The following is a 23671-nucleotide window of genomic DNA, read 5'->3' on the forward strand; positions in this document are numbered from 1 at the left end:
CCGTCGCCTCCTGGCCCGGCCGGCGCGCGGTCAGCCGGCCAGCAGGGCGGCCATGCGCTGCGCCTGCGTCTCCCAGCGCCACTCCCGCTCCACCCAGGCGCGGCCGGCGGCGCCGAACTGCCGGGCCAGGTCCCGGTCGGCGAGCAGCGTGGCCACCCGGTCGGCGAGCTGGGTCACGTCCCGGCCCCCGACCACGTACCCGGTCTCCCCCTCGCGGACCGCGTCCGGCGCGCCGCCGGAGTCACCGGCCACCACCGGCAGCCCGGTCGCGCTCGCCTCCAGGTAGACGATCCCGAGGCCCTCCACGTCCAGCCCGCGGTTGCGGGTGCGGCACGGCATCGCGTAGACGTCGCCGGCCGCGTAGTGGGCGGGCAGTTCGGCCGAGGGCACCGAGCCGGTGAAGACCACGTCGCGTTCCAGGCCGGTCTGCCGGGCCAGCTTCTCCAGCGTGGAGCGGTACGGGCCGCCGCCGACCACGAGCAGCGCGGCGTCGGGCACCCGGCGGCGGATCTCCGGCAGCGCGCGGATCAGCATGTCCTGGCCCTTGCGGGGCACCAGCCGCGACACGCACACCACCACCGGCCGGTCGGCCAGCCCGAGCCGCGACCGGACCCGCCCGCCGTCGACCTCCGGGTGGTAGGTGTCCACGTCCACGCCGGGCGCGAGCCGCCGCAGCTCGGTCAGCCCGTCCAGCACGCGGGCCAGCCGCGCCCGGGTGTACTCGCCGAGGTAGGTGGTCACGTCCACGCCCCGGCCGATCCGGCGCAGCGCCGACCGGGCGCCGGGGAGCGCCGCCCAGCCGACCTCGTGCCCGTGGGTCAGCGCCACCGCCCGGCGGATCCCGGCCCGTCGCCGCAGGCCCGCGGCGAGCAGCCCCAGCGGGGCCGCCGCGCCGAACCAGACGGTGTCGCAGTCGTACGCGCGGGCCAGCCGCGCCGCCCGCCGGGCGATCAGCGGGGTGGGCAGCAGCACCCGGGTCCGCTCCCGGACCACCTCGAACGGCTGGTCGGCGTCGAACTTCTCCGCCCCGCGCCAGCTCGACGCGTACACCACCACCGAGCCGGGCTGCTGCCGCACCGCGAGGTTGTGCACGAACGACTGGATGCCGCCGGGGCGCGGCGGGAAGTCGTTGGTGATCAGCAAGGTACGGCTCATCGACCGGACTCCCTGGCGTAGGCGCGGGCGGCGGCCATCCGCTCGACTGTGGACGGGTGGGTCGCCGACCAGAGGCGCTCCCAGCGCGGCGGGTCGGGGTCGGCCAGGTTGACCCCGGCGAGCCGGCGCTGCATCGCCTCGAACGTCGCCGGGTCGCCGGTGAGCGCCAGCGCGTGGGCGTCGGCGCGGGCCTCGATCCGGCGCGAGACGAGCCCCTGTGCCGGGGTGGCGAGTAGGCCGGCGACCGTGACCAGCGCGATCAGCAGCGGGAACGCCCGGGGCTGGGCGATCGAGTCGACGCCCGCGAGCCGCAGCAGCGGCGTCCACGAGCCGATCAGGTAGAGCGCCACCACAGCGGCGGCGGCGCCGAGCGCGCCGAGCACCGTGCCGGTCCACACGTCCCGGTCCTTGGCGTGCCCCAGCTCGTGGGCGACCACGCTCGTCACCTCGGCCGGTTCCGCCTCGCGCAGCAGCGTGTCGTAGACGACCACCCGCCGCGTCGGGCCGAGCCCGGAGACGTACGCGTTCACCGCGCTGGTGCGCCGGGACGCGTCGGCGACGAGCACGTCGCGCACCGGTACGCCGTCCCGGGCGGCCATCGCGGTCAGCTCACTGCGCAGCGGGCCCGGCTCCATTGGGGTGAACCGGTTGAACACCGGCTCGACCAGCACCGGCAGCACGAACGACAGCACCACCACCAGGGCCGCCGCACCGGCCGCGCCGAACGCCCACCACCAGCGCGGGGCGAGCCGGACCACCGTGTAGAAGCCGAGCAGGACCAGCGCGCCGATCACCGCGCTGACCGCGTACGACTTGAGCAGGTCGACCGCCCAGCCGCCCCAGCTCTGGGTGCTCAGCCCGTAGCGGACCAGCACGGTGCGGCGCCAGGCCGCGAACGGCAGCGTGAGCAGGTCGGCGAGGAACATGACGGCCAGCCCGCCGAGCACGGCCTGCGCGATCCAGTGCCCGCCGAAGGGCCGGCCGACCAGTTCGACCAGGCGCCCGCCCAGCGGGGTCAGCCCGAGCAGCACCGCCACCACCAGCCCGACCGCCAGCGCCGACCAGGCCGCCGGGCGCAGCGCGCCGTGGAAGGCCCGGCCCCGGGTCACCTGCTCGGCCGGGAGATCCCGTAGCGCCGCGAGCTGGTCGGCGCGGGGCGCCGGCGGCCGGCTCCACGGCACCAGCAGCGCCACCGCCACGAGCAGCGCGACCACCAGGCCGGCCAGGGTCAGCAGCGCCCAGGCGCGCGGGGTCACCGGCCCACCCCGCCGTCGTGCCCCGTCCGCGTCATGCCGCTCCCTCCCGCCGTGACCGCCCATCCTATTGCCCGGCCGTCGATCGGAGCGCCGTGCCCGGCGCGCGACCCGACAGCGTGGCCCGCACGGGCGCCGGTCCGGTCACCGGGGTAACGAAAAGCCGTGCGGAGCGGCGCGCGAGCCCGGTGAGCGGGTGATGGGCGGCTGACCCGGGTCGGCGGTTGCCCTCAGCACCCTGGGCGGCGCCTGGCGGGCGCGTCAGGCGATCCGGCGACGGGCGGGACGGCGGGGCGCCGGTGCCCGTGTCGGCGCGGGCACCGCGACGGGCGCTGGTGGCAGCACCTCCACCTCGAATCCGGCCCGCGCGAACACCTCGATCGCCCGGTGCTCGGCCGGGCCGAGGTCGGCCGGGTCGGAGTCGAGCAGTGCGGTCACCAGGCAGCCGGAGCAGCCGGCGCCGCGGTTGCCGCAGGTGTCGCAGTCGATCAGCATCAACGCCTCCTGACGGGTCGCCGGTGGCGCTCGGGGAAGGAACCACCACCGTCGGTCACCAGAACGCTAACGCTCGGGTACGACAGAACCGGACAACGAGGCAGCACCCGCCGCGAACCCGAACCAGTACGCCGAAGTGGCGCGATCAACACACCCTCGACCCCGCCACTTCCCCGACCTGGAGTCGGTCGAGTAAGGGCGAAGGTCAGGAACGCGCCAGGCGCCGCAGCAGCGAGTCGGCGCCCAGCGGGTACGCGCCGTGCCGGCGTACCCCGTCGGCCACCTCCCGGTCGGAGGAGACGACGACCACCGGCCGCCCGGCCGGCTCGGCGCGGACCAGCCGGCGGATCAGCTCGTCGGCGGTCTCGCCCTTGCGGGAGAACAGCACCCGCACGCCGCGCGGCGCCGGAGGCAGGCCGTGGATCCGCTCGGCGCCGTCGAAGACGACTGTGACCTCGTCCCCGGTCTGCGCGGCGATCCCGCCGAGGCCGGTGATCAGCCGCTTGCGCTGCTGCTCCAGCGACATCTCGCCGAAGCCGCGCTTGGTCACGTTGTAGCCGTCCACCACCAGGTGTGCCCGCGGCAGCGCGAGCAACTGGTCGAGGCGGGCCGGGTCGTCGGTGTCGCGGGCCCGCGTCGACGGGCCGGCCGGCGCGGCACCCGGCTGCTCGGCGAACGCGTCGGCGACGAAGTCGGCCGGGAGCTTGTCCACCGGGTCGAGCGCCAGCTCGCGGCGCAGCCCCACGGCGGCCTGACCGATCGTCTCCAGCAGCAGCCACAGCCGCGCGTCGTCGACCGAGCGGGCCTCCTTGGCGCTGGCCCGGGCCACCCCGGCGGCGGCCTCCGCCTCGGCCAGCCGGGCCCGCGCGCGGCGCAGCTCGGCGTCCGCGTCGGCCGCGGCGCGGGCCGCCCGTCCCCGCTCCGTGGCGAGCATCTCGGTGGCCTTGCGCTCCCGGGCCTGGGTCTCCCGCAGGGTACGGGTCAGCTGGCGGGCCTCCTCGCGGAGCTGACCCAGCTCCTCCCGGACCCGGGCCAGCTCGTCGCGCAGCTTCTCCGCCTCGACGCGGGCCACCGCCCGGTCGTGCTCGGCGCGGGCGGCCCGCTGCTCGGCCTCGCGTACCAGTTCCGCCACGACCGCGCTGTCGGCCTCGGCGCGTACCGCCTCGCCGCTGGCCTCGATCAGGTCCCGCCAGCCGCGGGGCCGGGCCAGGTAGGCCAGGGCGGCCACCTCGACCGGGTCGGCGGCGGCCGGCGCGGTGCCCTCGACCACCGCCGCGCCGAGGTCGCCGGCGTCGGCGAGCACCCGGGCCGTGATCCGCTGCCGGAACAGCGGGTCGGCGGTGAGCTGGGCGGCGATCGCGGGCGCGCCGAGACGGGCCCGGCGGTTCGGGGCGAACTTGGCGACCCGCCGCAGCGGCACCGGCACCTCGTCGGCGGGCAGGCCGGGCAGCACGGCGGCGGTCAGCGCGACGATCCGCTGCCGGACCGGCTCGGGCAGCACGGGCTCGGGCTCGACCGGTGGTGGCGCGTCCTCACCTGCGGGCACGCCGACCACCGGCTCCTCCACGGAGGAGCGGTCGTCGTACGGCTCGGTGAGGGGCATGAGGCAAGTCTCCCACCCCGAACGGGCCCACCGCCCGGTGAGTGAGCCGATCTCTCATCGTACCCCCGTGGTATCTCCTGGGGCGGCAGTGACAGGAGTGTCGGACCGTGCCGCTAGCGTCCCGCGGGTGACACGAGCGGAGTACGTCCAGGAGTCGCTGGCCGGCTTGGACCCGGCGGGCAGCGGCGTCGACCCGGCGCTGCCGCTCTACGCGACCACCTTCGTGGTGGTCGACCTGGAGACCACCGGCGGCGCTCCCGACGGCGGCGGGATCACCGAGATCGGCGCGGTGAAGGTCCGCGGCGGCGAGGAGCTGGGCGTGCTCGCCACCCTCGTCAACCCGGGCGTGCCGATCCCGCCGTTCATCACCGTGCTCACCGGCATCACCCAGGCCATGCTGCTGCCCGCCCCGCCGATCGAGCAGGTGCTGCCCAGCTTCCTGGAGTTCATCACCGACGCCGTGCTCGTCGCCCACAACGCGCCGTACGACGTGGGTTTCCTCAAGGCCGCCTGCGCGAAGCACGGCTACCGCTGGCCCAACCCACGCGTGCTGGACACGGCCGCGCTGGCCCGGCGGGTGCTGACCCGCGACGAGGTGCCCAACCGCAAGCTGGGCACGCTCGCCGCCTACTTCCGCACCGCGACCCAGCCCACCCACCGGGCGCTGGACGACGCGAAGGCCACCGTCGACGTGCTGCACGGGCTGATCGGCCGCCTCGGCGGGCACCGGGTCGACACGGTCGGCGAGGCGATCGAGTTCGCCCGCGCGGTCACGCCCACCCAGCGCCGCAAGCGGCACCTCGCCGACGGGCTGCCCAAGGTGCCGGGCGTCTACATCTTCCGGGCCGCCGACGACCGACCACTCTACGTCGGCACGTCCGGCGACATCGCCACCCGGGTCCGCAGCTACTTCACCGCCGCGGAGAAGCGGGCCCGGATCTCCGAGATGCTCGCCGCCGCCGAGCGCGTCGAGGCGGTCGAGTGCGCGCACTCGCTGGAGGCGGAGGTCCGCGAGCTGCGGCTGATCGCGGCGCACGCGCCGCCGTACAACCGCCGGTCGAAGTATCCGGAGCGCCAGGTGTGGCTGAAGCTCACCGACGAGGCGTACCCCCGGTTGTCGATCGTGCGTGCCCTCGCGCCCACCGACACGGCCTACCTGGGGCCGTTCCGGTCCCGGCAGGCGGCGGAGCTGGCCGCCGCCGGTTTCCACGACGCCGTGCCGCTGCGTCAGTGCACACACCGGCTCTCCCGGCGCACCACCATGCCGGCCTGCGCGCTGGCCGAGCTGGGCCGCTGCCCGGCGCCCTGCGAGCACAAGATCACCCCCGAGGAGTACGACGACCGCGCGGCGACGCCGTTCCGCACCGCCACCAGCGACGACCCCGCGGTGGTGGTGGACGCGCTGCTCGCCCGCATCGAGGTGCTGTCGGCCGCCGAGCGGTACGAGGAGGCGGCCGTGGTCCGCGGCCGGCTCGTCGCGGTGCTGCGCGCGGCGGTCCGGATGCAGCGGCTGGCCGCGCTGACCGGCATCGCCGAGCTGGCCGCCGCCCGTCCGGCCGCCCGGGGCGGCTGGGAGCTGGCGCTGATCCGGCACGGCCGGCTCGCCGGGGCCGGGGTGTCCCCGCCGGGTGTCCACCCGCGACCCACGATCGCCGCGATCCGGGCCACCGCCGAGACGGTGCTGCCCGGGCACGGTCCGGTGCCGGCCGCGACCGCCGAGGAGACCGAGCGCATCCTGTCCTGGTTGGAACGACCGGAGACCCGGCTGGTCGAGTCGACCGACGGCTGGGCCTCGCCGGTGGCCGGCGCGGGGCGTTTCCGCGACCTGCTGACGAAGGCGGAGAACGGCGGATCCGCCAAACTCTCGACCGAACGCTCATGACCAACTGACCGATCGGACTACCTCGACTCCCTTAGTCTGTTAAAGGAGTGCAGACCTGCCCGATTCGCGGGCTCTGCTCCCGGTCGCCGGTTCCCGGCGGCCGAGGGCCGGGGTGAGGGAGGTGTCCCAGGTGGACGTCGACGCCGGACACGGCGCCGCCCTGGGTGGCGCGCTTCCCGCCCAGGGCGAGTTACCGCTCACCCGCCGCCTGCGTTCCCTGCTCACCTGGCCGACGGCCGACGGCGACCCGGTCACCACACTGGTCCGGGCCCACCGCGGCATCCACGCGAGCGCCGACGCCTCGGTGCTGCGCCGGGCCTACACGATCGCCGAGAACATGCACCGCGGCCAGTTCCGCAAGAGCGGCGAGCCGTACATCACCCACCCGCTGGCGGTGGCGCAGATCTGCGCCGACCTCGGCATGGACACCATCACGTTGGTCGCCGCGCTGCTGCACGACACGGTGGAGGACACCCGCTACACGCTCCAGGCCCTCCAGGAGGACTTCGGCCGTGAGGTCGCCCACCTGGTCGACGGCGTGACCAAGTTCGACAAGGCGTTCTACGGCAAGGCCGCCGAGGCGGAGACCGTCCGCAAGATGATCGTGGCGGCCGGCAAGGACGTCCGGGTGCTGGTGATCAAGCTGGCCGACCGGCTGCACAACATGCGTACGCTCGGCGTCCGCTCGGCCGCCTCCCGGGAGCGGATCGCCCGCAAGACCCAGGAGGTGCTGGTCCCGCTCTGCGACCGGCTGGGCATCCAGACGCTCAAACGCGAGCTGGACGACGTGGTGCTGCTGCACCTGCGGCCGGAGGAGCACGCGCGGATCGCCCGGTTCGTGCACGACCGGCCCGGCTGGGACGCCTACCTCGCCGACGTGGTCGCCCGCACCCGGGTGGCGCTGCGCCGCAACCGGGTCGACGCCGACGTCTCCCCCCGCCCCCGGCACCTCTACTCGATCTGGAAGGACACCGTCGCCGGCGACCACGCCGCCCCGTACGACCTGCCCCGCATCGCGATCGTGGTGGACGGCCCGGCGACCGACTGCTACGCTGCGCTGGGCGCCGTGCACGGGCTCTGGCGGCCGGTGCCGGGCCGGTTCAAGGACTTCATCGCCTCCCCGAAGAACAACCTCTACCGGTCCCTGCACACGAGCGTCTGCGGCCCGCAGGACCGCACCGTCGAGGTGCTGATCCGCACCACCGAGATGCACCGCTCCGCGGAGTACGGCGTGGCCGCCCACTACCGCTTCCCCCGGGCCGCGGGCCGGGCCGTCGACCGGGCGGACGAGCTGGCCTGGCTGCGCCGGGTGCTCGACTGGGAGCAGGAGACGGTCGACCCGACCCAGTTCATGGAGTCGCTGCGCTGCGACCTGTCCGAGGCGCAGATCCAGGTGGTCGCCGACGGGCGGCAGGTGGTGCTGCCGGCCGGGGCGACCCCGGTCGACCTCGCGTACGAGCTGGGCACCGAGCGCGGCGACCACTGCCTGGCCGCCCGGATCAACGGCCGGCTCGCGCCGCTCTCCTCCGAACTGGAGGAGGGCGACGTGGTGGAGATCTTCACCGAGAACGACGCGGAGAGCGGCTTCGAGGCGGACGTGGCCCCCCGCGGCCCGCGCCGGGAGTGGCTGGGCTTCGTGAAGTCCCCGCACGCCCAGATGCAGATCAACCGCTGGTTCGCCGAGCACACCGAGCCGGGCATCTCGATCGCCGACAAGGTCCGGCTCGGCCGGGCCTCGATCGGCCTGGCGTTGCGCAAGCACAACCGGGGCCTGGCCAGCGACCTGCCGCTGCTGCGGCTGTCCGAGGAACTGGGCTACCCCGACCTGGAGACGCTGCTGGTGGCGGTCTTCGACCGCACGGTCGAGCCGGACACCGTGGTCCAGCAGCTGATCGATCTGGTCGACCACAGGCAGTAGACGGAGCCGGTCCGCGCCGGGACCACTAGCCTGGACGGCATGATCCCCCGCGCGCGTGCCACCGGACGGGCCCTCGGCTACAAGTTCTTCTACCGGCTGCCGGTCCCGCTGCGGCGGCGACTGGTCCGGCTGGCCGTACCGAAGTACATCGTCGGCGCGGTCACGCTGGTCCGGGACGCGGAGGCCACCGGCGCGGGCCGGATCCTGCTGCTGCGCCAGCCGCCGGGCTACAGCTGGACGCTGCCGGCCGGGCTGCTGCAACGCGGCGAGGCCCCGGTGGTGGGCGCGGCCCGTGAGCTGTACGAGGAGTCCGGCGTCCGCCTGTCGCCCGACGTGCTGCGCCCGGCGGTGCCGAACGCGGTGGTGCACGCCAAGGGCTGGGTCGACGTGGTCTTCGAGGCGGAGGTGCCGGCGTCGACCACCGAGCTGAAGGTGGACGGCGCCGAGGTCATCGAGGCCGCCTTCCATCCGCTCGACGACCTGCCCCGGCTCAGCCGCGCCACCGCCAACCTGCTCGGGTACTACGGCATCGGCCCGCGCGCCGGCGAGCACCGACCCGCCGCGTGAGCGCCCCGTACGCGGGCGCCCCGGCGGCGGGGGCCGAGGTGTGCGCGGTCGTGCTGGCCGCGGGCGAGGGCACCCGGCTGCGCCCGCTCACCGAGCGGGTGCCGAAGGCGCTCTGCCCGGTCGGGAACGTCCCGCTGCTGGACCGGGCGCTGGCCCGGCTGGCCGGGCTCGGCCTGACCGGCCCGGAGCGGGTCGCGGTGAACGCCTGCTACCTGGGCGACCAGGTGGTCGCGCGGGTGGGCGGACGGGCCCACCTGTCGGTCGAGCCGGACGCTCCGCTGGGCACCGCCGGAGGCGTGGGCCGGCTGCGGGACTGGATCGACGGCCGGGGCGTGCTCGTGGGCAACGCCGACGCGTACCTGGCCGACCCGCAGGCCCCGCCCGGCCCGGACATCGCCGCGCTGCTGGACGGGTGGGACGGGCACGGCGTACGCCTGCTCGGCCGGCCCGCCGACGACCCGGACGCCCCCGGCACGTTCGACGGCCACGAGTTCGTGGGTTTCTCGCTGCTGCCCTGGCGGCTGGTCCGCGACCTGCCCGCCACGTTCGGCGACCTGGTCCGGGCGGTGTGGCGGCCCGCGGAGGCCGCCGGGGCGCTCACCGTCGTGTCCTACCGGGGCACGTTCTACGACACCGGCACGCCGGCCGACTACCTGGCCGCCAACCTGCACGCGGCCGGACCGGACGGGCTGGTGGACCCGGCCGCGACGGTGGACGGCCGGGTCACCGGCTCGGTGGTCGGCGCCGGCGCGCGGGTGCACGGCGACGTCGACCGGTCCGTGGTGTGGCCGGGCGCGACAGTCGCGGCCGGGGAACGCCTGCGTGAGGTGATCCGGGCCGGGGACGACCTGACCGTCCCGGCGGCGCGGTGAGGGGCGCGGGCTCTAGCATGGGCCTCGTCGCCGACGAACGGAGAACCGTCCCGTGATCACCGCGATCGTGCTGATCGACTGCGCCACCGACTCCATTCCCGAGGTGGCCGAGACCCTGGCCAACCTGCCCGGCGTCAGCGAGGTCTACTCGGTGGCCGGGCACGTCGACCTGATCGCCATGGTCCGGGTCCGGGAGTTCGAGCAGATCGCCCAGGTCATCGCCGGCAGCATCTCGAAGGTGCCGGGCGTGCTCAACACCGAGTCACACATCGCGTTCCGCGCCTACTCCCAGCACGACCTGGAGGAGGCGTTCGCGATCGGCCTGGCGAACGCCGACTGACACGAGCCGGTGACCGGCCCACCCTGGCGGGCGGACCGGCCACCGTCGACCGTGCGGTACGTCAGCTCTGGCTGGGCACCGGGGTCTCCGTGGTGCCCGGAGCGGGCTCCTCGGTCTCGGTGCCGCCCGGAGCCGGCGACTCGGTGCCACCCGGGGACGTGGTGCCGCCCGGGCTGGGCGTGCCGCTGGCGCTGGTCTGCGGAACCGGGACACCCAGCGTCTGGGCCAGGGCCACCAGCGCGTCGTAGTGCGCCTGGAGGACCGGCAGCGCGTCCTGCGCGATCTGCACCACCGACTGCTCCGAGCCCTGCGAGATCTCGGTCTGGGTGGCCTGGATCGCCTGGACGTGACCGGCGAGCTGCGCGGTCACCCACGCCTTGTCGAACTCGGCGCCGCTGAGGTTGTTCAGCTTGTCCAGGACCTTCTGCTGGTCGGCGGTCGGGTCTGCCGGCAACTGCACGTTGAGCTGCTGCGCGGTCGACTGCACCGTCTGGTCCAGCTGGGTGTGGTCCGTCACGAACATCTTGCCCAGGTCCTTGACCTGCTGGTTCTGACCCTTCTGCTGGGCCAGGTTACCGGCGGTGATCTCGAACAGGTTGACCTGGTGCACCGCCTGCAGGTACTGCGTGTCCTGCGTCGACGGCTGCGCCGCAGCCTGCGACGCGGCGGCGGGCGCCAGCCCCACGACCACCAGCGCGGCCAGCAGGCCCAGGCGTTTGATTCCCAACATTCGTTCCTCCCCCATGAGACGTCGGACCGCACGGATACCCGGCTGACCGGGGTTATTCCTGCGATTCCACCCGTCCGTGTCGGGGGCGACGGCCGTCCGCGCACCGGCCGCCCGGCGCAGGTGGGAGACAACCGGACGGCAGTGGCGGAAACGGCAGTGGCGCCCGCCGGAAGATCCGGCGGGCGCCACTGTCAGTCGTACCGGGGAGGGTCAGCGACGGCTCTCGCCGCTGCCGATCTCCTCCCGCTCCGGCCGGGCCTCGACCGGCGGGTGCCCCGGCGAGACCGGCGCCTCGGCCGGCTTCTCGATCGGGTAGAAGAAGCCCCGGATCGCCGGGCCGAGGGCACCGAGCCGGTTCATCTTCTTCGGCACCACCCAGCCGACGTAGTCCAGCGCCGGCGGGTGACCGTCGTGGCCCTCGGCCGAGGTGAGCGGCTGGTGGACCTCGACGAACCGGCCGTCGGGCAGCCGCTTGATGATGCCGGTCTCCACGCCGTGGGCCAGCACCTCGCGGTCGTGCTGCTGCAGACCCAGGCAGATCCGGTACGTGATGTAGTACGCGATCGGCGGGAGGATCAGCAGGCCGATCCGGCCGCCCCAGGTCATCGCGTTCAGGCTGATGTGGAACTTGTCCGCGATGACGTCGTTGGCGCCGGAGAGGGTCAGCACGACGTAGAAGGCGAGCGCCATGGCGCCCACGGCGGTCCGGGCCGGAACGTCCCGGGGCCGCTGGAGCAGGTTGTGGTGCTTGTAGTCCTTGAGGCGGCGCGCCTCCAGGAACGGGTACATCGTCGACAGGCCGACCAGGATTCCGGGCAGCACCACCGTGGGCCAGAACAACGGTGGGATGACGTACCCGTTGCCGATCGGGATGTGGATCTCCCAGCCCGGCATGAGCCGGGTCGAGCCGTCGAGGAACATGACGTACCAGTCGGGCTGGCTGGCCGCCGAGACCACCCACGCCTCGTACGGGCCGAACAGCCAGATCGGGTTGATCTGGAACAGGCCACCCATCAGCGCGATCACGCCGAAGACGACCATGAAGAAGCCGCCCTGCTTGAGCGCGTAGCGCGGGAACATCCGCTCGCCGACCACGTTGGAGTTGGTCCGGCCGGGGCCGGGCCACTGGGTGTGCTTCTGCTTGAACACCAGGCCGAGGTGCACGCTGATCAGCGCCACCAGCAGGCCCGGGACGAGCAGCACGTGGGCGATGAAGAAGCGGCTGATGATGATGGTGCCGGGGAACTCCCCGCCGAAGATCGACGAGCTGACCCAGGAACCGATCACCGGGATCGACAGGATGATCGCGGAGGCGATCCGCAGACCGGTGCCGGACAGGCCGTCGTCCGGCAGCGAGTAGCCGGTGAAGCCGGCCAGGAAGCCGACCCAGAACAGCAGCGAGCCGATGATCCAGTTGGTCTCACGCGGCTTGCGGAACGCGCCGGTGAAGAAGACCCGCAGCATGTGGACCACGATCGCGGCCATGAACAGCAGGGCCGACCAGTGGTGCATCTGCCGCATGATCAGACCACCACGGACATCGAACGAGATGTCCAGGCTGGAGGCGTAGGCGGCCGACATCGGGGTGCCCCGCAGCGGCGCGTAGCTGCCGTTGTAGATGACCTCGGTCATCGCCGGCTCGAAGAAGAACGTCAGGAAGACGCCGGTGAGCAGCAGGACGATGAACGAGAACAGCGCGATCTCGCCGAGCAGGAACGACCAGTGGTCGGGGAAGACCTTGTTCAGCAGCTTGCGCAGGGGCGTGGCCACCTGGAAGCGGTCGTCCACCGCCCGCGCGCTCTTGGCCGGCAGCGCGGCCGCATCAAACTTTCGGCGCTTCATGGCCGCTCCCAGAAGTCGGGACCGATGGTCTCGGTGTAGTCGGACTTCGCCACGAAGAAGCCCTCCTCGTCCACCTCGATCGGCAGCTGCGGCAGCGGCCGGTTCGCCGGGCCGAAGATCGGCTTGGCGTTGTCGGTGATGAGGAACTGCGACTGGTGGCAGGGGCAGAGCAGGCGGTTGGTCTGCTGCTCGTAGAGGCTGGCCGGGCAGCCGGCGTGCGTGCAGATCTTGGAGAACGCGACGTAGTTGCCCCACATGTAGTCGCCGTGGCCCTTGCGCTCGTTCGCGGCGCGCGACTTCTGCGCGTCGTCCTCCCGCAGGTGGATGAGCAGGGTGGGCGAGTCGGCGTGCAGGTTGCTGACGCCGCCGTCGATGCCCGGGAACACGGTGAGCTGGCCGCCGACGCTGACGTCGGCCGGGCGGATCGGGCGGCCGTCCTCACGGATGAGCCGGATCTTCTTGCCGCCCTCGGCCGGCTGGAAGCCGGTGGTGAACATCTGGTTGTTCTTGTGCGGCTGCTCGATCAGGCCACCGATCAGCGGGGCCGCGGCCACCGCGCCCACCGGCGCGAGGCCGGCGAGCAGCGAGATGCCGAGCAGCGGCCGGCGGCGTACGCCCATCTCGTCGGCCAGGTAGAGCATGGTCTCGCCGGTGATCTTGCGACCCTCCGGGTCCTCGGCCTGGTCGTGCCGGTCCTGGATCGAGACCTCCTTGGGCAGCAGCTTCTTGCCCCAGGTCAGGATGCCGAAGCCGATGCCCAGCAGCGCCAGGCCCAGCGTCACGCCGAGCAGCGGCGTGTAGAGCTTGTCGCCACCGGTACCCGGCTCCCACTGCCACGGCCACCAGATGTAGACCACCAGGAAGGCGGTCGCGAAGACGCCGGTCAGCAGGAACATCAGGGCGACCGTACGGGTCAGCCGGCGCTCGGCCTTGCTGCCCGGGACCACCTGCGGCTCGTAGTGGACGATCTCGATGTCGTCCCGACGCGCGCCCTCCTGGACGATGTCGAACCGGGAGAGCCGGGGGTCGTTCACGTCGAGCGGCTCCGGGCCCTGCTGGGCCTGGTGCTCGGTGTGGGTGCTCATGCCGTCACCTCGCTACGGGTGACGCCGGGGGTCGGCGCCACAGCACTGGAAGCATTGATCCGTCCGGTCACGACTTGCCCGCGATCCACAGGCTCGCGAAGACCAGCGCGACGATGCCGACCAGGAAGATCGCGAGACCCTCGGTCGACGGGCCGTAGCGGCCCAGGTTGAAGCCGCCCGGGTCGCCGTCGTGCTTCAGCGTCTCCTGGATGTAGGCGATGATGTCCGCCTTCTCCTCGGGCGTGATCTGGTTGTCGCCGAACACCGGCATGTTCTGCGGGCCGCTCAGCATCGCGGCGTAGATCTGCCGGTCGCTGGCCGGTGCCAGGCTCGGCGCGTACTTGCCGGAGGACAGCGCGCCGCCGCCGCCGCTGAAGGCGTGGCACTGCGAGCAGTTGATCCGGAACAGCTCACCACCGGTGGACAGGTTGGCACCCTCACGCAGGTCCCCGTTGGGCACCTCCGGGCCGCCGCCGAGCTCCTGGATGTACTGCCCGAGCTGGCGCACCTGCTCGTCGGTGAACTGCGGCGGCTTGCGCATGGCCTGGGCCTCCTGCCGGGCCATCGGCATGCGACCGCTGCTGACCTGGAACTCGACCGAGGCCGCTCCGACGCCGATCAGGCTCGGACCACGGCCCTCGACGCCCTGGGCGTTGCGACCGTGACAGGTCACACAGCTCACGTCGAACAGCGCCTTGCCCTCGTTGCCTGCGGCGGTCAACGGAGGGTTGTCCTGCGCCTGCACGCCGGGGGCGAAGACGGTGTAGGCACCGCCGGCCAGCATCAGCGCGGCGAACAGCCGGACCGCGGCGCCCAGCCGGCGGCGGCCCCTGCTGCGCACTACGGGCCGCCCGCGCAGCCGCGCGAGCAGACCGCGTCGGCGGTCGTTGTCAGAAGTCATGACCTGTGTCCTTAACCGGTTGGACCTTGTCTCAGGGGACGGAGCAGCGGCGCGGTTCGTGACGCGCCAAGATCACTGGAGCCAGTAGATCATGGCGTAGAGCGCGATCCACACGACGTCCACGAAGTGCCAGTAGTAGGACACGACGATCGCCGAGGTCGCCTGGGCGGGGGTGAACCGGCCCATCGTGGTACGGATCATGAAGATCACGAAGGCGATGAGACCGCCGGTCACGTGCAGACCGTGGAAGCCGGTGGTGAGGTAGAACATCGACCCGTAACCGTCTTCGTTGATCTTCACGCCCTCGTGCACCAGGGTCCGGTACTCGTTCAGCTGACCGAGCACGAAGATCAGACCCATCACGAAGGTGATCGTGAACCACCGGCGCAGAGCGTGGACGTCGCCGCGCTCGGCCGCGAACACGCCGATCTGGCAGGTGATCGAGGAGAGCACCAGGATCACCGTGAACGTGGTCGCGTACGGGATGTTCAGCACCTCGGTGTGCTTCTCCCACTGCTCCGGCGCAGCCGCGCGGATGGAGAAGTACATCGCGAACAGCGCCGCGAAGAACATGAGTTCGCTGGAGAGCCACACGATCGTCCCGACGCTGACCATGTTGGGTCGGGTCAGGGAGTGGATCCGGCTCTTGTCAATGGCTGGGGCCGCAGTCACGCGGTCATTATTGCCCCTGACCGGGACCGACGATCAGCGGGGTGCCAAACCGAGCCCTTCCGTGGCCCGATAGTGGAGGTCCGCTTCGCCTGACCTACCCTGAAAAGCGTGCTGCACGTCGATCAGATCCGCGCCGTCACCTCGGCTGTTCCGGCGACGCTGGCGGCGGGAGGCGAAGGCGCCCCGCCGCCGTTCACCGTGGCCCGGGTCCTCACCGAGACCCGGCTGGACAGCTGGCTCACGCTGGGCATCGTCCTGGCCGCCGGCCTCTACCTCTACGGGGTGCACCGGCTGCGGCTGCGCGGCGACCGCTGGCCGGTCATCCGTACCGTGTCGTTCCTCGGCCCCGGCCTCGGCGGAATCGCCCTGGTCACGCTCACCGGGCTCGGCGCGTACGACACCGCCCTGCTCTCGGTGCACATGGTGCAGCACATGGTGCTGTCGATGATCGCGCCGATCTTCCTGGCGCTCGGCGCGCCGGTGACGCTGGCGCTGCGCACGCTGCCGGTACGCCCGCGCAAGCGGCTGCTCGCGATCGTGCACAGCAAGGTGATCCGGATCTACAGCTTCCCGCTTGTGGCGTTCGCCATCTTCGTGGTGAACCCGTTCGCGCTGTACTTCACCGACCTCTACGAGTTCACGCTGCGCCACGAGTGGGCGCACGAGCTGGTCCACGCGCACTTCATCGCCACCGGCTGCGTCTTCTTCTGGCCGCTGCTCGGCCTGGACCCGCTGCCCGGCCGCTGGCCGTACCCGGGACGCGCCCTGCTCATGCTGCTCTCGGTGCCGTTCCACACCGTCCTCGGCCTGACCATCATGCAGAGCACCACGCTGTTCGGCGGCGACTGGTACCCGTCGCTGAACCTGTCCTGGTCCGACCCCTGGAACGACCAGGTGGTGGCCGGCGGCATCCTGTGGGCCGGCGGCGAGTTCGTCAGCGTCACCATGCTCGCCGTCCTGGTCGTCCAGTGGGTCAAACAGTCCGAGCGCGAGGCCCGCCGGCTCGACCGCGAGCTGGACCGCCAGGAGGCCCGCGAGCGCGCCGCGGAGGCGAGCGCCTGAGGCCCGTTCCGGGGTACGCCCCGAGCGCGCCCGGGCGGGGCGACAGGCCGGATGTGACGCCCGCTACGATCAGCGGGCAGCTACGAGGTGGGAGCCACGTCACGATGAGCGATCGTCTTTGCACCGTCCTGCTCTACAGCGACGACCCGAAGGTCCGCGACCGCATGCGGCTCGCCGTGGGCACCCGGCCGGCGCCCGGCATCGAGATCGAGTTCGTCGAGGCCGACGAGTACAACGCCTGCATCCGGCTGGTCGACGACTACGAGATCGACCTGATGCTGCTCGACGGCGAGGCGAGCCCCGGCGGCGGCATCGGCATCGCCCGCCAGATCAAGGACGACCGGGACGACGCGCCCCCGACCTGCGTGGTGCTCGCCCGCGCCGCCGACCGCTGGCTGGCCGCGTACGCCGAGGTCGACGCCACGCTGACCCACCCGCTGGACCCGGTGGTCGCCGGCAGCACCGTGGCGGAGCTGCTGCGCCGCACCCACGCCGCGGCCTGATCCCCCGGCCTTCGCGCGTCACGGCGACGCGGCCGTGGCGCGCCCCAACCGCTTTCCTCACGCCGCTCGGGAGGCCCGCCATGGGCGAACGGACCTGGCCGCTTCTGCTCAACGCGCTGCTGCGCGGCGAGGAGCTCTCCACCGCCGACACCGCGTGGGCGATGGGCGAGATCATGGCCGGCTCGGCCACCCCGGCGCAGATCGCCGGGTTCGCCGTGGCGCTGCGCACCAAGGGTGAGACCCCCGCCGAGCTGGGCGGCCTCGTCGAGGCCATGCTGACCCGCGCGGTGCCGGTGCACCTGCCCGAGGACGTACGCACGACCGCGCTGGACGTGGTCGGCACCGGCGGCGACCTCGCCCACACGGTGAACATCTCCACCATGGCGGCGCTGGTGGTCGCCGGGGCCGGGGTCCGCGTGGTCAAGCACGGCAACCGGGCCGCCTCCTCCTCCTGCGGCACCGCCGACGTGCTGGAGCAGCTGGGCGTACCCCTCGACCTGGCGCCCGAGCAGGTCGCCCGCTGCGTCACCGAGGCCGGCATCGGGTTCTGCTTCGCCGCCCGCTTCCACCCCGGCATGCGCCACACCGGCCCGGTCCGGCGCGAGATCGGCGTACCCACCGCGTTCAACTTCCTCGGCCCGCTGACCAACCCGGCGCGGCCCCGCGCGGGCGCGGTGGGCTGCTTCGACAAGCGGATGGCCCCGGTGATGGCAGCCGTGTTCGCGGCCCGGGGCGACTCCGCGATCGTGGTACGCGGCGAGGACGGCCTGGACGAGTTCAGCACCGGCGCGCCCACCCGGGTCTGGGTGGCGCAGCAGGGCACCGTCACGGAGGCCGTGCTGGATGCGACGGAGCTCGGCGTACCCCGGGCCACCCTGGCCGACCTGCGCGGCGGGGACGCGGCCCACAACGCCGACGTGGTCCGCCGGCTGCTCGCCGGTGAGACCGGCCCGGTGCGGGACGCGGTACTGGTCAACGCCGCTGTGGCGCTGGCCACCCAGGGCCCGCTCGACGGCGACCTGTACGCGGTGCTGCGGGCCAACCTGGACCGGGCCGCCGCGGCGGTCGACTCGGGTGCCGCCGCGGCCGCGCTGGAGCGCTGGCTCGAGGTGGCGCGCGCCGCCTGACCGCGGCCTGGGACGGGTGTTGTCGTACCCGCGTGCCAAACTACACGGGAGTTATTCTCCGTTTTCGGTCTATCCGTTTTCGGTCTTCGGTCCGCCGGCCGGCGCCTCCCGCCTCGGCCGGTGCCCGGAGCGAGAGGAGCCACCCGTGTCTGACCGCGAGCTGCACTGTGACACCTGCGAGGGCGTCGTGCTGTTCGAGGCGCCGCCGTGCGGCGACGGGCACGGCGCCGACTGCCCGGAGCTGATCTGCACCGGGTGCGGCGCTGCCGTGGTGATCGCCACGTTCACCTTCCGCGAGACCCGCCTGTCCGGCCGCCGCGCCCGCCCTTCTCACCCCCAGGCCGCCTGACCGCCGCTCCCATCCGGCACCCGCCTTCGCCCTTCCGCGCCGCACCGCGCTCTTTCCGAGCCGCGTCGTTCCCGCGCCGGGCCATTCCTGCGTGCTACGCCTCCCGTGTGCCGCACACCTTCCGCGCCGCACCCCTTCTGCACCTTCCGCGCACCGCGCCGCACCCTGCTGCACCCGTCTCCGCGCACCGCGCCTGTCCGCGCCGCTTGCCTCCACCGCTGGGCGCGGCCGCCCACCCCTCCCCGCCGCGCCGCGCCACGCCATGCCACGCCCGACAGCTCAACCGTCCGCCGCGCGTGATCAAGGAGTTTGTGTCCCCCGCGGTCGTCCAGGCGTACACAAACTCCTTGATCACCGCCCGGTGACCGGCAGGTGGTGGTGCTCCCCCGGCAAGCCGCACGGCGAGATCTTGGAAGGAAAGGGCCCTTATAAGGGCCCTTTCCTTCCAAGATCTCTTGTGTTCCTGGTGAGTGACCGCGTCAGGCGGCGATCATGAGGTTGGCGGGGACAAAAGGGACCGCCGACACCGCTAACTTCATGATCGACGGGGCAAGCCCCGGGCGAGGCGGGAGCCGGAGCGAGCGCGGGAAGGCGGGACGGCGGGAGGGCGGGAAGGCGCGGGCGGGGGAACGCCGCAGGCCCGCCACCCCCGGGAGGGGGTGGCGGGCCTGCGGGGTGCTTCGGGTCAGTGCTCGGCGGTACGGCGGGTGCCCGAGTAGTACTCGAACAGCAGCCCGCAGGTGGCGAACACGACCGCCACCAGGCCCAGCCCCAGCAGCCAGAACTGCCAGAACACCAGGCCGAGACCGGCGATCGCGGCGGCCAGCGCCAGACCGAACGGCCAGTAGCTGCCCGGGCTGAAGAAGCCGACCTCACCGGCGCCGTCGGCGATCTCGCCGTCCGGCCGGTCCTCCGGACGCAGGTCGATACGGCGGGAGACGAACCAGAAGAAGCCGCCGCACATCGCGCAGAGCAGGAAGGACAGCAGCAGCGCCACAGTGCCGATCCACTCGATGCGACCGTCGCTGTCGGCGTACGTCCAGGCGCCGTAGAGGATCGTCGCGCCGAGGAGGAACGTGGCGATGGTCAGGAAGATCTTCCACTCGGTCTTCATGCCGGACCCCTCAGCTTCCCGCGCCGGCCGTCGCGTCGGACGGGTTGAAGTTGTTCACGTCGCGCCGGGTGTCGAACGGCTTGGTCTCGGTGGCGTACTCCGGCTCACCGATCTCGCCGAGCGCCTCCTGGGTCGACTTGCCGGCCTTCTTGGCCGCCAGGAACTGGTCGTACTTCTCCGGCGAGACGACCCGCAGCTCGAAGTTCATGAAGGCGTGGTAGCTGCCGCACAGCTCGGCGCAGCGGCCGACGAACGCGCCCTCCTGGTCGATGCTGGAGACCTCGAACGTGTTGCGGACGTTGCCCGGCATGACGTCCCGCTTGAACAGCAGCTCCGGCACCCAGAACGAGTGGATGACGTCGCGGCTGGTCTCCTCGAAGCGGATCGAGCGGCCGCTGGGCAGCACCAGCACCGGGATGACCTCGCTGGTGCCGAGCACCGAGGCGACGGTGTTGGCGTCGCGGCCCTGGCCGTCGCGGTAGTTGAACTGCCAGTTCCACTTGAACGCCACGACCTCGACGGTGACGTCCGGGTTCTTCGACTCCTTGTTCACGTCGGTCTGCACGACCGCCGTGTAGTAGAAGAGCACGGAGACCACGAGGATCGGCGCGATGGTGTAGAGGAACTCCATCGGCAGGTTGTAGCGGGTCTGCACCGGCAGCTCGTTGCCGCGCTTGCGGTAGCGGACCACGCACCAGAAGATCAGGCCCCACACGAACACACCGACGGCGAGCGCCGCGATGCAGGACGCGATCCACAGGTCGTACATGCGGTGCGACTCGGGCGTGATGCCGCCCTGCGGCCAGCCGAACCCGCCGAACGTCTTGCCGACGTCACAGCCGGTGAGCGAGACCAGCAGCGCCGCCGCGCCGAGACCGAGCCCGGCGATTCGACCAGCACCACGCCGCCGGCGTCCACCGGCCCCCGGGGAAGCGCTGTGCCGTACGGCCGAGCGCCGTACCTCCGAACTCCTTGCGACCACCTGGTCCTGCCTCCCTAGCGCGCCGCGGCGGTTGTTCTCCTTGACACCGACGGCAAAGGCGTCACCGACGGTCGCAGATTACTCGACCATGACCGGCCAGGCCGTCTTGGGGTCGCTGTCCACCCCCATCGGGGGGATCTTGGGCGTAACCGGGCGATAGCGTGGAGCGTCATGAGCGTCTCCCCGGTCTACCTCGACGCCGCCAGCGCGGCGCCGCTGCATCCGGTCGCCCGGCAGGCGATGCTGGCCGCCCTGGACGACGGCTGGGCCGACCCGGCCCGGCTGTACGCGCCGGCCCGCCGGGCCCGCCAGCTCCTCGACGCCGCGCGGGAGGCCGCCGCGCAGACGCTCGGTGTCCGCGCCGACGAGCTGTCCTTCACCCCCAGCGGTACGACGGCAGCGCACGCCGCCGTGCTCGGTGGCCTGGCCGGGCGGCGGCGGGCCGGGGCGACGCTGGTGCACTCGGCGATCGAGCACTCGGCGGTGCTGCACGCCGCGCAGCGGCACACCGCAGGTGGCGGCACGGCGGTGTCCGTACCCGTGGACCGGCTGGGCCGGCTGGACCTGGACGCCTGGGCGGCGGCGGTGGCCGCGCCCGGCGTGGCCCTCGCGGCGCTGATCGGGGCCAGTCACGAGGTGGGCACGGTGCAGCCGGTGCCCACGGCGGCGGAGCTGTGCGCCGAGGCGGGTGTGCCGCTGTACGTGGACGCGGCGCAGCTGGCCGGCCGGGCGCCGCTGCCGTCGGGCTGGTCGGTGCTGACCGCCAGCGCGCACAAGTGGGGCGGGCCGCCCGGCGTCGGGCTGCTCGTGGTGCGCAAGGGCACCCGCTGGGAGTCGCCGTACCCGGCCGACGAGCGGGAGTCGGGGCGTACCCCCGGGGTGGTGAACCTGCCGGCGGTGGTCGCGGCGGCGGCGAGCCTGCGCGCGGCGGCGGCCGACGCGGCGGCGGAGGCGGCCCGGCTGGGTCCGCTGGTGGACCGGATCCGGGCGCGGGTGGCGGCCGAGGTGCCGGACGTGGAGGTGGTCGGCGACCCGGTGGACCGGTTGCCGCACCTGGTGACGTTCTCCTGCCTGTACGTCGACGGCGAGGCGCTGCTGCACGCGCTGGACCGGCGCGGGTTCGCGGTGTCCTCCGGCTCGTCGTGCACGTCGTCGACGTTGCGTCCGTCACACGTGCTGGAGGCGATGGGGGTGCTGTCGCACGGCAACGTGCGGGTGTCGCTGCACCGGGAGACCACCGAGACGGACGTGGAGCGGTTCCTGGCCGAACTGCCCGGGATCGTGGCGGACCTGCGGGCCGAGGCGGGGGTGACGGACCTGTGAGCGAGCCGGACGAGGTGCTGGACTGCCGGGGGCAGCGCTGCCCGCTACCAGTGATCAATCTCGCCCGGCTGATGCCCGGCCTGCCGGCCGGCGCGGTGGTGCGGGTGCTCGCCGACGACCCGGCCGCGGCGGTGGACATCCCGGCCTGGTGCCGGATGCGCGGCCACGAGTTCATGGCCGAGCGCCCGGGGCCTGCCTACGACATCCGGGTGAGCGGCTAGCGCAGGTAGGCGAGGATGCCGGGCAGCGGGTCGGCCGCCACGGCGGTGTCGACCACCAGGCGCGGGCCGATCAGCGGCTCGTACTCGGCCCGGCGGCGCAGCGTCTGCTCCCAGGTGCCGTGCTCCTCGGGCGGGCGGGCCTCGACCCGGCGGCGGTGCTCCGCCTCGTCGCCGCAGTGCACCTCGATCACCCGCAGCGGCACGCCGGCCCGTTCGGCCACGTCGTGCCAGAGGCCCCGGGCGCTGGCGACCGGGTTCACCGCGTCGACGACCACGCTGAGCCCGAGGCCGAGCTGCACCTCGGCCAGCCCGGCGACCGCGCCGTAGGCGGCCATGCCGGGTACGTCGCCGGTGAGGCCGTAGCGGTGCAGGGCCCGCTCGACCGGGTCGACCGGCAGGACCGGGGCGCGCAGGGCGGCACCGACGCGGGCGGCGAGCGTGGTCTTGCCCACGCCCGGCAGCCCGGCGAACGCGACGAGCACCGGACCGCCGGAGCCGGGGCGGACCTCCGGGTCCACCCCGCCGGCCGGGGCGGTCACAGCAGGTGCGGCCGGACGTCCTCGGCGGCCGCGTCACCGTACGACTCGGCGAGTCGCTTCACGAACAGGTCGCGGCGGACCTCGTACTCCTGGCCGCCGAAGTTCTCCAGCACGAGCGTGGCCAGCAGGCAGCCGACCTGGGCCGCCCGCTCCAGGCCGACGCCCCAGTCGAGCGCGGCGAAGAAACCGGCCCGGAAGCCGTCGCCGACGCCGGTCGGGTCGACCGCCTGGATCTCCCGCGCGATCGGCACCCGGATCGTGCCGATCTCCCGGCCGACGATCTCGACGCCCTGCTTGCCCAGCGTGGTGACCCGCACCTTGACCCGGTCGAGCAGCTGCTCGTCGGTGAGGCCGGCCTTGCTCTGCAGCAGCGACTTCTCGTACTCGTTGGTCATCAGGTAGTCGGCGCCGTCGACCAGGCCGAGCACGTCCTCGCCGTCCATCCGGGCGAGCTGCTGCGACGGGTCGGCGACGAAGGAGTAGCCGCGGTCCCGGCACTCCCCGGAGTGCCTGATCATCGCGGCCGGGTCGTTGGCGCTGACCAGCACCAGGTCCAGCCCGCCGAGGCGCTGCGCCACCGGGGCCAGCTCGATGTTGCGGGCCTCGCTCATCGCCCCGGCGTAGAACGAGGCGATCTGGCACATGTCGGTGTCGGTGGTGCAGACGAAGCGTGCCGTGTGGGCGACCTCGCTGACGTGCACCGAGTCGCAGTCGACGCCGTGGCGCTCCAGCCAGGAGCGGTAGTCGGCGAAGTCGGCGCCGACCGCGCCGAGCAGCACCGGGCGCAGCCCGAGCTGGGCCATGCCGAAGGCGATGTTCGCCGCGGTGCCGCCGCGCCGGAGCACCAGTTCGTCGACGAGGAAGGACAGCGAGACCTTGTCGAGCTGGTCGGCGATGAGCTGGTCCGCGAAGCGGCCGGGGAAACTCATCAGGTGGTCGGTCGCGATCGAGCCGGTCACGGCGATCTTCATGTCAACCCTCGGGGTCGGGAGCACGGCGCGGTCAGCCTACCGGCCCCCGGACCGGCCGGACGGCGGTCGGTCGCCAACCGGTCGATCGGCGCACATCCGGGCGTCACACCCCGGGGGTACGACGAAGCGGCGGGCCGCCCCACTCGGGGCGACCCGCCGCTTCCG

The 23671-nt window shown here is 73.1% G+C and carries 24 protein-coding genes; 11 read left to right on the forward strand and 13 right to left on the reverse strand.

Annotation, left to right across the window (positions count from 1 at the left end; genetic code table 11):
* Positions 1–30: 30 nt before the first annotated feature.
* The 4 genes from ACN27D_RS04405 to ACN27D_RS04420 all read right to left on the reverse strand — a co-directional run bounded on the left by ACN27D_RS04405 (position 31) and on the right by ACN27D_RS04420 (position 4506).
* A complete protein-coding gene (locus ACN27D_RS04405; protein ID WP_121683509.1) occupies positions 31–1155 on the reverse strand; it encodes a glycosyltransferase family 4 protein in 1125 nt (374 codons plus the stop codon).
* Entirely contained in the window at positions 1152–2411 is a 1260-nt protein-coding gene (locus tag ACN27D_RS04410; protein WP_120568768.1) for a M48 family metallopeptidase, read from the reverse strand. Before ACN27D_RS04410 ends, ACN27D_RS04405 begins: the two co-directional genes overlap by 4 nt.
* A 258-nt stretch (positions 2412–2669) precedes the next feature.
* Positions 2670–2903: a hypothetical protein gene (locus ACN27D_RS04415; protein WP_358172600.1), complete on the reverse strand. Its 234-nt coding sequence runs from the start codon at positions 2901–2903 to the stop codon at positions 2670–2672.
* A gap of 205 nt (positions 2904–3108) precedes the next feature.
* Positions 3109–4506 (reverse strand): NYN domain-containing protein, encoded by a 1398-nt coding sequence (locus tag ACN27D_RS04420; protein WP_121683512.1) that lies wholly within the window; start codon positions 4504–4506, stop codon positions 3109–3111.
* A gap of 127 nt (positions 4507–4633) precedes the next feature.
* On the opposite strand from ACN27D_RS04420, the gene ACN27D_RS04425 reads away from it, so the two are divergent.
* The 5 genes from ACN27D_RS04425 (at position 4634) to ACN27D_RS04445 (ending at position 10085) form a co-directional block, all read left to right on the forward strand.
* Entirely contained in the window at positions 4634–6388 is a 1755-nt protein-coding gene (locus tag ACN27D_RS04425; RefSeq protein ID WP_421498573.1) for a DEDD exonuclease domain-containing protein, read from the forward strand.
* A gap of 130 nt (positions 6389–6518) precedes the next feature.
* A complete protein-coding gene (locus tag ACN27D_RS04430; protein ID WP_120573659.1) occupies positions 6519–8306 on the forward strand; it encodes a RelA/SpoT family protein in 1788 nt (595 codons plus the stop codon).
* A 39-nt stretch (positions 8307–8345) separates the two neighbouring features.
* Positions 8346–8873 carry an NUDIX hydrolase gene (locus tag ACN27D_RS04435; RefSeq protein WP_120568764.1) on the forward strand — a complete coding sequence of 176 codons (528 nt, stop codon included), beginning with the start codon at positions 8346–8348 and terminating at the stop codon, positions 8871–8873.
* Positions 8870–9745, forward strand: coding sequence for a nucleotidyltransferase family protein (locus ACN27D_RS04440; RefSeq protein ID WP_421498574.1), 876 nt, complete (start codon positions 8870–8872; stop codon positions 9743–9745). The genes ACN27D_RS04435 and ACN27D_RS04440 overlap by 4 nt, the downstream gene beginning before the upstream one ends.
* Before the next feature lie 52 nt (positions 9746–9797).
* Complete coding sequence (locus ACN27D_RS04445; protein ID WP_013287689.1) at positions 9798–10085, forward strand: Lrp/AsnC family transcriptional regulator; 288 nt, start codon at positions 9798–9800, stop codon at positions 10083–10085.
* 61 nt (positions 10086–10146) lie between these two features.
* Here the strand turns inward: ACN27D_RS04445 and ACN27D_RS04450 are convergent, their stop codons facing one another.
* The 5 genes from ACN27D_RS04450 to ACN27D_RS04470 form a co-directional block, all read right to left on the reverse strand.
* Positions 10147–10815 (reverse strand): DUF4142 domain-containing protein, encoded by a 669-nt coding sequence (locus ACN27D_RS04450; protein ID WP_120568762.1) that lies wholly within the window; start codon positions 10813–10815, stop codon positions 10147–10149.
* Positions 10816–11025: 210 nt separating this feature from the next.
* On the reverse strand, positions 11026–12657 hold the full coding sequence (locus tag ACN27D_RS04455) for a cytochrome b N-terminal domain-containing protein (protein ID WP_187690983.1): 1632 nt from the start codon (positions 12655–12657) through the stop codon (positions 11026–11028).
* Positions 12654–13742, reverse strand: coding sequence for a ubiquinol-cytochrome c reductase iron-sulfur subunit (locus tag ACN27D_RS04460; RefSeq protein WP_120568760.1), 1089 nt, complete (start codon positions 13740–13742; stop codon positions 12654–12656). The genes ACN27D_RS04455 and ACN27D_RS04460 overlap by 4 nt, the downstream gene beginning before the upstream one ends.
* A 67-nt stretch (positions 13743–13809) precedes the next feature.
* Positions 13810–14643: a cytochrome c gene (locus ACN27D_RS04465; protein WP_091421029.1), complete on the reverse strand. Its 834-nt coding sequence runs from the start codon at positions 14641–14643 to the stop codon at positions 13810–13812.
* A gap of 72 nt (positions 14644–14715) precedes the next feature.
* Positions 14716–15315 (reverse strand): cytochrome c oxidase subunit 3, encoded by a 600-nt coding sequence (locus ACN27D_RS04470; protein ID WP_120568759.1) that lies wholly within the window; start codon positions 15313–15315, stop codon positions 14716–14718.
* Between the two features lie 108 nt (positions 15316–15423).
* Between ACN27D_RS04470 and ACN27D_RS04475 the strand changes: the two genes are divergently transcribed.
* The 4 genes from ACN27D_RS04475 (at position 15424) to ACN27D_RS04490 (ending at position 18356) form a co-directional block, all read left to right on the forward strand.
* Positions 15424–16377, forward strand: coding sequence for a cytochrome c oxidase assembly protein (locus tag ACN27D_RS04475; protein ID WP_091421037.1), 954 nt, complete (start codon positions 15424–15426; stop codon positions 16375–16377).
* Between the two features lie 104 nt (positions 16378–16481).
* Positions 16482–16880 carry a hypothetical protein gene (locus ACN27D_RS04480; RefSeq protein ID WP_091421042.1) on the forward strand — a complete coding sequence of 133 codons (399 nt, stop codon included), beginning with the start codon at positions 16482–16484 and terminating at the stop codon, positions 16878–16880.
* 80 nt (positions 16881–16960) lie between these two features.
* The gene (trpD, locus tag ACN27D_RS04485) at positions 16961–18007 is read left to right on the forward strand and encodes an anthranilate phosphoribosyltransferase (protein WP_421498575.1); all 1047 of its coding nucleotides are present in this window, start codon (positions 16961–16963) and stop codon (positions 18005–18007) included.
* Positions 18008–18152: 145 nt separating this feature from the next.
* A complete protein-coding gene (locus ACN27D_RS04490) occupies positions 18153–18356 on the forward strand; it encodes a hypothetical protein (RefSeq protein WP_421498576.1) in 204 nt (67 codons plus the stop codon).
* A 685-nt stretch (positions 18357–19041) separates the two neighbouring features.
* Here the strand turns inward: ACN27D_RS04490 and ACN27D_RS04495 are convergent.
* Complete coding sequence (locus ACN27D_RS04495) at positions 19042–19470, reverse strand: cytochrome c oxidase subunit 4 (RefSeq protein WP_120568755.1); 429 nt, start codon at positions 19468–19470, stop codon at positions 19042–19044.
* A 10-nt stretch (positions 19471–19480) separates the two neighbouring features.
* A complete protein-coding gene (gene coxB / locus ACN27D_RS04500) occupies positions 19481–20452 on the reverse strand; it encodes a cytochrome c oxidase subunit II (RefSeq protein WP_120568754.1) in 972 nt (323 codons plus the stop codon).
* A gap of 171 nt (positions 20453–20623) precedes the next feature.
* Here coxB and ACN27D_RS04505 point away from each other — a divergent pair, with 171 nt between their 5' ends.
* Positions 20624–21775, forward strand: coding sequence for a cysteine desulfurase family protein (locus ACN27D_RS04505; RefSeq protein ID WP_421498577.1), 1152 nt, complete (start codon positions 20624–20626; stop codon positions 21773–21775).
* The gene (locus ACN27D_RS04510) at positions 21772–21996 is read left to right on the forward strand and encodes a sulfurtransferase TusA family protein (RefSeq protein ID WP_421498578.1); all 225 of its coding nucleotides are present in this window, start codon (positions 21772–21774) and stop codon (positions 21994–21996) included. The genes ACN27D_RS04505 and ACN27D_RS04510 overlap by 4 nt, the downstream gene beginning before the upstream one ends.
* On the opposite strand, the gene ACN27D_RS04515 is transcribed toward ACN27D_RS04510, so the two are convergent.
* Entirely contained in the window at positions 21993–22535 is a 543-nt protein-coding gene (locus ACN27D_RS04515; RefSeq protein ID WP_120568751.1) for an AAA family ATPase, read from the reverse strand. The genes ACN27D_RS04510 and ACN27D_RS04515 overlap by 4 nt on opposite strands.
* Positions 22532–23506, reverse strand: coding sequence for a carbohydrate kinase family protein (locus tag ACN27D_RS04520; protein WP_121686075.1), 975 nt, complete (start codon positions 23504–23506; stop codon positions 22532–22534). Before ACN27D_RS04520 ends, ACN27D_RS04515 begins: the two co-directional genes overlap by 4 nt.
* Positions 23507–23671: the final 165 nt, after the last annotated feature.

Origin of the sequence: Micromonospora sp. WMMD1274, from assembly GCF_049179035.1 — a bacterium.
Lineage (GTDB): Bacteria > Actinomycetota > Actinomycetes > Mycobacteriales > Micromonosporaceae > Micromonospora > Micromonospora tulbaghiae.

Excerpts from the sequence above, each read along its gene's own strand:
- ACN27D_RS04405 (WP_121683509.1), bottom strand. The coding sequence starts at position 1,155 with ATGAGCCGTACCTTGCTGATCACCAACGACTTCCCGCCGCGCCCCGGC.
- ACN27D_RS04520 (WP_121686075.1), bottom strand. The coding sequence starts at position 23,506 with ATGAAGATCGCCGTGACCGGCTCGATCGCGACCGACCACCTGATGAGT.
- ACN27D_RS04460 (WP_120568760.1), bottom strand. The coding sequence starts at position 13,742 with ATGAGCACCCACACCGAGCACCAGGCCCAGCAGGGCCCGGAGCCGCTC.
- ACN27D_RS04495 (WP_120568755.1), bottom strand. The coding sequence starts at position 19,470 with ATGAAGACCGAGTGGAAGATCTTCCTGACCATCGCCACGTTCCTCCTC.
- ACN27D_RS04455 (WP_187690983.1), bottom strand. The coding sequence starts at position 12,657 with ATGAAGCGCCGAAAGTTTGATGCGGCCGCGCTGCCGGCCAAGAGCGCG.
- ACN27D_RS04415 (WP_358172600.1), bottom strand. The coding sequence starts at position 2,903 with ATGCTGATCGACTGCGACACCTGCGGCAACCGCGGCGCCGGCTGCTCC.
- ACN27D_RS04505 (WP_421498577.1), top strand. The coding sequence starts at position 20,624 with ATGAGCGTCTCCCCGGTCTACCTCGACGCCGCCAGCGCGGCGCCGCTG.
- ACN27D_RS04420 (WP_121683512.1), bottom strand. The coding sequence starts at position 4,506 with ATGCCCCTCACCGAGCCGTACGACGACCGCTCCTCCGTGGAGGAGCCG.
- ACN27D_RS04465 (WP_091421029.1), bottom strand. The coding sequence starts at position 14,643 with ATGACTTCTGACAACGACCGCCGACGCGGTCTGCTCGCGCGGCTGCGC.
- ACN27D_RS04450 (WP_120568762.1), bottom strand. The coding sequence starts at position 10,815 with ATGTTGGGAATCAAACGCCTGGGCCTGCTGGCCGCGCTGGTGGTCGTG.
- trpD (WP_421498575.1), top strand. The coding sequence starts at position 16,961 with ATGGGCGAACGGACCTGGCCGCTTCTGCTCAACGCGCTGCTGCGCGGC.
- ACN27D_RS04480 (WP_091421042.1), top strand. The coding sequence starts at position 16,482 with ATGAGCGATCGTCTTTGCACCGTCCTGCTCTACAGCGACGACCCGAAG.
- ACN27D_RS04435 (WP_120568764.1), top strand. The coding sequence starts at position 8,346 with ATGATCCCCCGCGCGCGTGCCACCGGACGGGCCCTCGGCTACAAGTTC.